Annotated in this window: 3 protein-coding genes; all 3 read left to right on the top strand. The window is 43.6% G+C overall.

The genetic code is table 11. The features are described from left to right. A partial coding sequence (locus tag AC3E9U_RS12030) for a PKD-like domain-containing protein (RefSeq protein ID WP_488747149.1) occupies nucleotides 1-3,942 on the top strand: 3,942 nt, incomplete at its 5' end. 355 nt (nucleotides 3,943-4,297) lie between these two features. Next, the gene (locus tag AC3E9U_RS12035) at nucleotides 4,298-4,579 is read left to right on the top strand and encodes a hypothetical protein (protein ID WP_488747150.1); all 282 of its coding nucleotides are present in this window, start codon (nucleotides 4,298-4,300) and stop codon (nucleotides 4,577-4,579) included. Between the two features lie 57 nt (nucleotides 4,580-4,636). Next, nucleotides 4,637-9,650, top strand: a 5,014-nt coding sequence (locus AC3E9U_RS12040; RefSeq protein WP_488747151.1) for a beta strand repeat-containing protein, incomplete at its 3' end; no start/stop codon positions are given.

The following is a 9,650-nucleotide window of genomic DNA, read 5'->3' on the forward strand; positions in this document are numbered from 1 at the left end:
AGTGTGGCTACAATCTATATCAATCCACAACATATTGCAGGAGCCGATGGAGCCACAACGATTTGTGATTCTAGTACGACATCAATTAACTTATTCAGTTTAATTACTGGAGAGCAAACAGGCGGCACCTGGACCCGATTAACAGGAACGGGAGGAACGTTCAATGCGGTAGCAGGAACGTTTGTACCGGCACCAGGTGCAACAAGCAGTACATTTCAATACTTTTTAACAGGAACCGCTCCATGTGTTGACGATGTGAGTCTGGCGACGATCAATATCAATCCACAACCAAATGCCGGAACCGACGGAGCCACAACGATTTGTGATTCCAGTACAGCGTCAATTAACTTGTTTGGTTTAATCAGTGGAGAGCAAACGGGCGGAACCTGGACGAGATTAACAGGAACGGGCGGAACCTTCAATGCAGCAGCAGGAACCTTTGTACCGGCACCGGGAGCAACAAGCAGTACATTTCAATACAGTTTAACCGCAATCGCACCATGTATTGACGATGTGAGTTTGGCAACTGTCAACATCAATGCACAACCAAATGCAGGAATCGACGGAGCCACAACGATTTGTGATTCCAATACATCATCAATTGACTTGTTCAGTTTAATCACCGGAGAACAAACAGGAGGAACCTGGACCAGATTAACAGGAACAGGCGGAACGTTCAACGCGGCAGCAGGAACCTTTGTGCCGGCACCAGGTGCAACAACCAGTACATTTCAATACAGTTTAACAGGAACACCTCCATGTGTTAACGATGTGAGTGTGGCGACGATCAATATCAATGCACAACCAAATGCCGGAACCGATGGAGCTACAACAATTTGTGATTCCAGTTCGGCATCTATTGACTTATTTAGTTTAATCACCGGAGAGCAAACGGGGGGAACCTGGACCAGATTAACAGGAACGGGCGGAACCTTCAATGCAACAGCTGGAACCTTTGTACCGGCACCGGGAGCAACAAGCAGTACATTTCAATACAGTTTAACCGCAATCGCACCATGTATTGACGATGTGAGTTTGGCAACTGTCAATATTAATGCACAACCATATGCAGGAACCGACGGAGCCACAACAATTTGTGATTCCAGTACGGCACCGATTGACTTATTCAGTTTAATCACCGGAGAGCAAACAGGAGGAACCTGGACCAGATTAACAGGAACAGGTGGAACATTCAATGCGGCAGCAGGAACTTTTGTACCGGCGCCAGGAGCAACAGCCAGTACGTTCCAATACAGTTTAACTGCAATCGCACCATGTATTAACGATGTAAGTGTAGCGACAATCAATATTAATGCACAACCAAATGCGGGAACTGACGGAGCCACAACGATTTGTGATTCCAGTACAGCATCGATTGACTTATTCAGTTTAATCACCGGAGAGCAACCGGGCGGAACCTGGACCCGATTAACGGGAACAGGTGGAACGTTCAATGCGGCAGCAGGAACCTTTGTGCCGGCACCAGGAGCAACAACCAGTACGTTCCAATACAGTTTAACTGCAGCTGTCCCATGTATTAACGATGTGAGCGTGGCGACGATCAATATTAATGCACAGCCATATGCAGGAATCGACGGGGCCACAACGATTTGTGATTCCAATACATCATCAATTGACTTATTCGGTTTAATCAGCGGAGAGCAATCGGGCGGAACCTGGACCAGATTAACAGGAACAGGCGGAACCTTCAATGCCGCAGCGGGAACCTTTGTGCCTGCATTAGGTGCAACAATCAGTACATTCCAATACAGTTTAACAGCAACTGCCCCATGTGTTAACGATGTGAGTTTGGCGACGATCAATATCAATCCACAGCCTAATGTGATAGTAACACAGGTGTCTCAAACTATTTGTTCGGGTGTTACAACCAATATTGCTTTGTCAAGTACTGTACCAGCAACAACGTACACCTGGACAGTAGTTCAGACAGGAGCTACGGGAGCGTCAAATGGAAATGGAAATACTATTTCCCAGGTGCTGACGGCTTCAGGAAGTACGGTTGGAACAGTGGTATATACAGTTACTCCAACAGCCAACGGATGTGTTGGTGTACCAACAGATATTGTAGTAATGGTGAACCCTACGCCAACAATGTCCGCAACACCAGTACCTGGATCAATTTGTTCCGGCCAATTGGTGAGTGTTACTTTTAGCAGCAATATTGCGGGGACTACCTATTCATGGACGGTAAATCAGGTAGGTACTACTGGGGCAACTGCAGGAAGTGGTAATACTATTTCTCAGGTGCTGAACACAACAGGAAACACTGTAGGTACTGTTACTTATACGGTAACTCCGCTATTTAATGGTTGTTCCGGAACACCAATGAATGTTACTGTATCGGTAACACCAAGAGCAACGATGACAGCAACACCGTCGTCATCTAGCATTTGTTCAGGTGGAACAGCAACAGTAATTTTTGCCGGCAGTTTACCGGGAACGATTTATAATTGGAATGTGGTTCAGACTTCAGTGACGGGAGCTACTAACGGAACGGGAAGCTCTATTTCTCAAGTGCTGACAGCTACAGGTAATACTCCAGGTCAGGCAGTATATACTATTGCCCCTGTAATAAACGGATGTCCGGGGACACCGGTAACAGCAATCATTAATGTGAATCCGATTCCGACTGCTGCGGCAAGTCCAACAAGTCAGACGGTTTGTTCAGGAACAGCTACTAATATCATTTTGACAGGTAATTTACCGAATACAACCTTTACTTGGAATGTTATTCAGACAGGTGTGTATGGTGCATCTTCGGGAAGCGGTAATGTTATAGCTCAAACCTTGTCAACCGTATTATTAACGCAGGGAACAGTAGATTATATTATTACTCCTCACGCCAATGGATGTGCAGGAATGCCTATAACTGTGACTGTAACAGTGAATCCGACCCCGGAAGTGTTTGGAAATCCGTCTGATACGGTAATCTGCAGTGGAGAATCTGCGCAGTTTTCATTAATGCCAAATATACCGGGTACAACTTTCACCTGGACAGTAGTTCAAAATGGTGTGACGGGAGCTTCAGACGGAAGTGGAAACACCAATCCGGTACAAGTTAGTCAAGTGGTGGAAACAACCGGTAATGTGGCTGGAACAGTTACTTATACAATAATCCCAACAGCAAACGGATGTAGCGGTACACCTATAAGTATTACTTTTACGGTAAATCCATTGCCAAAAGCACAACTTCAGGATAGTTTCATCTGTGTTGATTCGATTACAGGTTCTGTATTGTCTAGTCCTACACTAGATACAGGACTAAACAATACAGATTATGATTTTATTTGGTTCTTAGATGGTGAGGAAATATCGGGAGCGACAAGTAGCACTTGTATTGCTCATCAAGAAGGAATTTATTCGGTACTTATAACTAATTCATCTACAGGTTGTGTTTCTCATCCGATAGAAGCTACGGTGACCGAATCTCATCCGGCAACAGCATTAAATCTTTATGTTAATGAAGCCTTCAGTAGTAATCCAACCATTACAGCAGTGGTATACGGAGGTTCGGGTAATTTTGAATATCAATTGGATGGCGGTGCCTATCAGACTTCAAATGTGTTCACGAATGTTCTTTCCGGCTTGCATGAGGTTCATGTGATTGATGGAAATGGATGTACTGATTTGACTCAAAGTATTTTTGTGATTAATTATCCTCATTTCTTCACTCCTAACGGGGATGGGTATCATGATACTTGGAATATTTGGGATTTACAGGATCAGGCGGATGCAGAAATCATGATTTTTGACCGATATGAAAAATTAATCAAGCAGATCAGTCCGGCAGGAGAAGGTTGGGACGGAACTTATAACGGACAGCCATTACCGTCAACTGATTATTGGTTTACGGTTAAATTTAAGGATGGAGTGAATAGAGAGGATCGTATTTTTAAAGCGCATTTCTCTATGAAGCGATAAAAAAATGAAAAATAATAATATTAAAAAAAGCCGCTTTATAGCGGCTTTTTTTGATTCTGGTCGATGTTTAAAATGTTTTTTTCAGCTTTTTAGTATTAAAATTTTAAAAATAATTCAGAATTTAATATGATAAGTGTTTAAAAACACCAGTGTTATCGGGCTATTGTGTAATTTTTATCTTTTTGTTAACAATTCTTTTTTTTTATTCACAAACTTTTGCATATTTGTTAATTAACAAAAATTTAATATTTTGAGATATTTATGAGGATATAAACCAACTCGTGAAAAAATATAACACTAGTTATGGGGGTTCTTCCTGAATTAATCAATAATCATCTAACCAAATTATACTATTATGAAAAGTTTTTTAATGTTTTTTTTAATTCTTTTTTCTGTTGGAATTTGCGCTCAATCGAAGAAAAAAAATGATAAAAGTTCTGAGAAATCTTCAATTAAGCTTCAGAGTCATAATGAAGAAAATGTGAGTTCCAGGAATAATGAAAGTAATACTGAAGCAGACAAAACGGTAAGGGATAAAAACCCGTATCCCCAAAACGTGAAAGCAGGTCCTGCCATATTTTACGTAGAAGATGATAAACCGGTGGATCAACCAAACTGGAAAAAAAAGAAGATTTAGTATAATCTTCTATCAGTTATGCTTTCACAAGAATTATAAACAAATATCAAAATTGATATGAAATTGAAAACTACTTTTTTAAAAACATTTCTTGCATTTTTATTGTTTAGTATAAATAGTTATGCTCAACCGGCTAATGATGCTTGTGCAAGTGCAATTTCTCTTCCTGTCGGTAATGGGACTTGTAGTTCGCCTTTATATACAAATGTGGCTGCTACATCTGTAGGGGATCCTACAACGCCAACATGTTGGTCACCAGCAACAAAGAACAATACGGTTTGGTTTTCCTTTGTGGCTACAACTGGAGATGTTGAAATATCTACAAATTTTGGGGGAACATTAGCCAATACACAAATCGCTGTTTACAGTGGTACCTGTGGTTCATTAACACAGTTGGCTTGTCAGGAAGATGTTAATGCAGCTGGTGGATTATTGCACACTGATGTGATCATTCACGGGTTGACAGTTGGAAATACTTATTATATAATGGTGGATGGAAATGGTAACCAGACAGGAACGTTTGGTATTTGTGTTCAGCAGACTTTGCCAGCTTCTCCACCTCTTCCGGTTCAGGATTGTGCGACAGGGCAATTTTTATGCAGTCCGGCGAATGTTTCGGTGCCTAATGGAACAGGAGGGATTGGTTTGACTCAGGAGAATCCAACCTGTTTCGGTGCTCCCGGAGAGAGAGCATCTTGGTGGTATACATTTACTGCTGCAACTACAGGGACGTTAGCTTTTACTATAACTCCCAATACTTCGATCGATTATGATTTTGCTATATTCAACACTACGGCGGGATGCCCCGGAACACAATTAGTATGTAATTGGGATGGGACACTTGGGGTGACAGGACTCGGTTGTGCAGGGACTCAATGTGAGCCAACAATAACAGTTACCGCAGGTCAGACCTATACTATTTTAATTGACAGATATACATCTGCGTCCTCATCTGGATTTACATTAAATTTTGCTGGAACGACAGCTGGATTTGCTAGTCCAAATCCAACTTTTACTGCAAGTTCTGCTTGTGTGGGGTCGCCAACAACTTTTACGAATACAACTAATGGATCCAATACTTATAGTTGGAATTTTGGAGATGGATTCACTTCAACAGCGCAAAACCCAACGCATACTTATGCTGCAGCAGGAGTTTATAATGTTACTCTTTTAGTTACAAGCGTCCCCGGAGGATGTCAAAATCAGGTTACGATACCGGTAACAATTAATGCATTACCAACCATTAATGCAGGTTCTGATGCAACAATTTGTTCAGGCGGATCTGTTGTTTTAAATGGATCAACTAATGCTACCGGTTTTGCGGCACCACTATCTTTCACAAATAGCGGATCGTATGCAATTCCTGATAACAGCACAGCAGGAGTTAATTCTCCGATAACGGTTACTGGTGTTTCGCCAACCACAATAGGAGCTACTTCGATTGCTTCGGTTTGTGTGAATCTTACACATAGCTGGGATTCGGATGTGGATTTTTTCCTTCAATGTCCTGACGGTACTTTATTAGAGTTGTCAAGTGATAATGGAGGTTCTGGTTCAAATTACACCAATACATGTTTTACGCCGACTGCTGTTAATGTTATTGGAAGTGCTGGAAATAATACCGCACCTTTTACAGGGACTTACGCGCCGGAGCAGGCATTTAGTACACTGAACGGCTGTACCGCAAACGGAACATGGAATTTATTTGTTAGAGACGATGCTGGTTTGATCTCTGGAAATATTACCGGCTGGACAATTACATTCAATAATAATTTACCTGCATTCAGTTGGTCGCCTACCACAGCAATGACGGGAGCAAATACCTTAACTCCTACGGTAAATCCAACAACAACAACAACATATACGTTAACAGCTAATGGAGCTGGTGGTTGTGTATCTACAGATCAGGTAACAATAACGGTAAACCCTGGACCGACGGCAAATATTAGCTATACAGGTTCTCCGTTCTGTACTACTTCTGGTATTCAGGCAGTCACATTAACAGGTACAGGGTCATACACAGGTTTTACCTATAGTGCTGCACCTGCGGGACTTTCAATAAATGCAGCAACTGGTGCGATCAATACTGGTACAAGTACTCCTGGTACTTATACTGTAACCTATACTATACCTGCAAGTGGTGGATGTTCTCTTGTAACTGCAACTACTTCGGTAACAGTTGCTTCTCCTCCGACTTTAGCAGTAACATCAACATCACCAATATGTGCTGGAGGTAATGCAGTATTCAATTTGACAGGAACTGCTAATGCCTCGGTAACCTATAATATTAATGGAGGGCCTTCAATAAACACTACCTTGAGTGGTGCGGGAACCTCTACTATAACGGTACCGACAGTAGTTGCAAATACTACTTTAAACGCAACGTCAATTACTTCAGCAGGAACACCATTAACAGGAAATGGATTATCAGCGGCAGGAGGTAATACCCCTGCTAATGCGATAGGAGCAATTTCGGCATCAGGAGCTGCTGCTTCAGGGGCCAACTGTGCTTATGTTGATGCAACAAATTCGGTTTTAACAATAACACTTCAGCATACTGTTCCTGCAGGAACTTCAATTACAATAAGTATCGCAAGGGACAATAACCAAGGAAATGTTACTATTTCAGATGGTAGTGCGAGTACTACATTTAATGCTGGTCCCAATGATGTTTTACAGTATGTGACTTTAGTGACCGGTGTTTCAACAAATACGATTACGATTACCAGAACAAATGGAATTGTGTGGGTGGATGGAGTTCAATATACATTCACACCTCCGGGGTGTTCGGCTACTATAGCTGTTTCAAATACGGTAGTTGTTACTCCTGCTCCGGCGATCGCTCTTAGTTCAGCGGCAGCGACCACTACTCAGACGGTATGTCAGAATGTTGGAATCACGGCTATCACTTATACTGTTACTAATGCCACAGGAGCTACGGTATCCGGTTTACCGGCAGGTGTAACGGGTAGTTATGCTGCAGGGGTATTCACCATCAGCGGAAATCCAACAGCATCAGGTACGTTCAACTATACGGTAACCACTACAGGAGGATGTACTCCGGCGGCTACAGCTACAGGTACGATTACGGTGACACCACTACCAGCGATCGCTCTTAGTTCAGCGGCAGCGACCACTACTCAGACGGTATGTCAGAATGTTGGAATCACGGCTATTACATATACTGTTACCAATGCTACAGGAGCTACAGTGTCCGGTTTACCGGCAGGTATAACAGGCAGTTATGCTGCAGGGGTGTTCACCATCAGTGGAACTCCAACAGCATCAGGTACGTTCAACTATACGGTAACCACCACAGGAGGATGTACTCCGGCAGCTACGGCTACAGGTACGATTACGGTGACACCACTACCAGCTATCGCTCTTAGTTCAGCGGCAGCTACAAGTGCTCAGACGGTATGTCAGAATGTTGGAATCACGGCGATTACTTATACAGTTACCAATGCCACAGGAGCTACGGTATCCGGTTTACCGGCAGGTGTAACAGGTAGTTATGCTGCAGGGGTGTTCACCATCAGCGGAACACCAACAGCATCAGGTACGTTCAACTATACGGTAACCACTACAGGAGGATGTGCTCCGGCGGCTACAGCTACAGGTACGATTACGGTAACACCACTACCTGCGATCGCTCTTAGTTCAGCAGCAGCGACCACTACTCAGACGGTATGTCAGAATGTTGGAATCACGGCTATCACATATACTGTTACCAATGCCACAGGAGCTACGGTATCCGGTTTACCGGCAGGTGTAACAGGCAGTTATGCTGCAGGGGTGTTCACCATCACTGGTACACCAACCGCATCAGGTACGTTCAACTATACGGTAACCACTACAGGAGGATGTACTCCGGCGGCTACGGCTACAGGTACGATTACGGTAACACCACTACCTGCGATCGCTCTTAGTTCAGCAGCAGCTACAAGTGCTCAGACGGTATGTCAGAATGTTGGAATCACGGCGATTACTTATACAGTTACCAATGCCACAGGAGCTACGGTATCCGGTTTGCCGGCAGGTGTAACAGGCAGTTATGCTGCAGGGGTATTCACCATCAGCGGAACTCCAACAGCATCAGGTACGTTCAACTATACGGTAACCACCACAGGAGGATGTATTCCAGCAGCTACGGCTACAGGTACGATTACGGTAACACCACTATCGGCAATCGCTTTAGCATCAGGATCTTCCACACAAACAGTTTGTGTAAATAACAGTATTACCAATATTACATATACAGTTACCAATGCTACAGGAGCTACAGTATCTGGTTTACCAGCAGGTGTAACAGGTAGTTACGCTGCAGGGGTGTTCACTATCAGTGGAGCTCCAACAGCATCAGGTACGTTCAACTATACGGTAACCACTACAGGAGGATGTGCTCCGGCGGCTACGGCTACGGGTACTATAACTGTTAATTCAGCCATTGTTCCTGTTACCGGCTTTAGTTATCCTACACCGGTTTGTATTAATGCAGCAACGAATCCAACTCCAACAGGGGTTGCAGGATTTACGGCTGGAGGAACTTATTCGTCAACAGCTGGATTAAGTATTAACGGGGCTACGGGTGAAATTACACTTTCCACTAGTACAGCCGGAACTTATACAGTAACATATTCTTTCCCGGCATCTTCATGTGGAGCAGCAGGCAGTAGTAGTTTTAATATTACTATAACACCACTACCAGCTATCGCTCTTAGTTCAGCGGCAGCTACAAGTGCTCAGACGGTATGTCAGAATGTTGGAATCACGACGATTACTTATACTGTTACCAATGCTACAGGAGCTACGGTATCCGGTTTACCGGCAGGTGTAACAGGCAGTTATGCTGCAGGGGTGTTCACCATCAGCGGTACACCAACCGCATCAGGTACGTTCAACTATACAGTAACCACCACAGGAGGATGTGCTCCGGCGGCTACAGCTACGGGTACGATTACGGTAACACCACTACCGGCGATCGCTCTTAGTTCAGCAGCAGCGACCACTACTCAGACGGTATGTCAGAATGTTGGAATCACGGCTATTACTTATACAGTTACCAATGCCA

The organism is Flavobacterium sp. 21.1, from assembly GCF_057801535.1.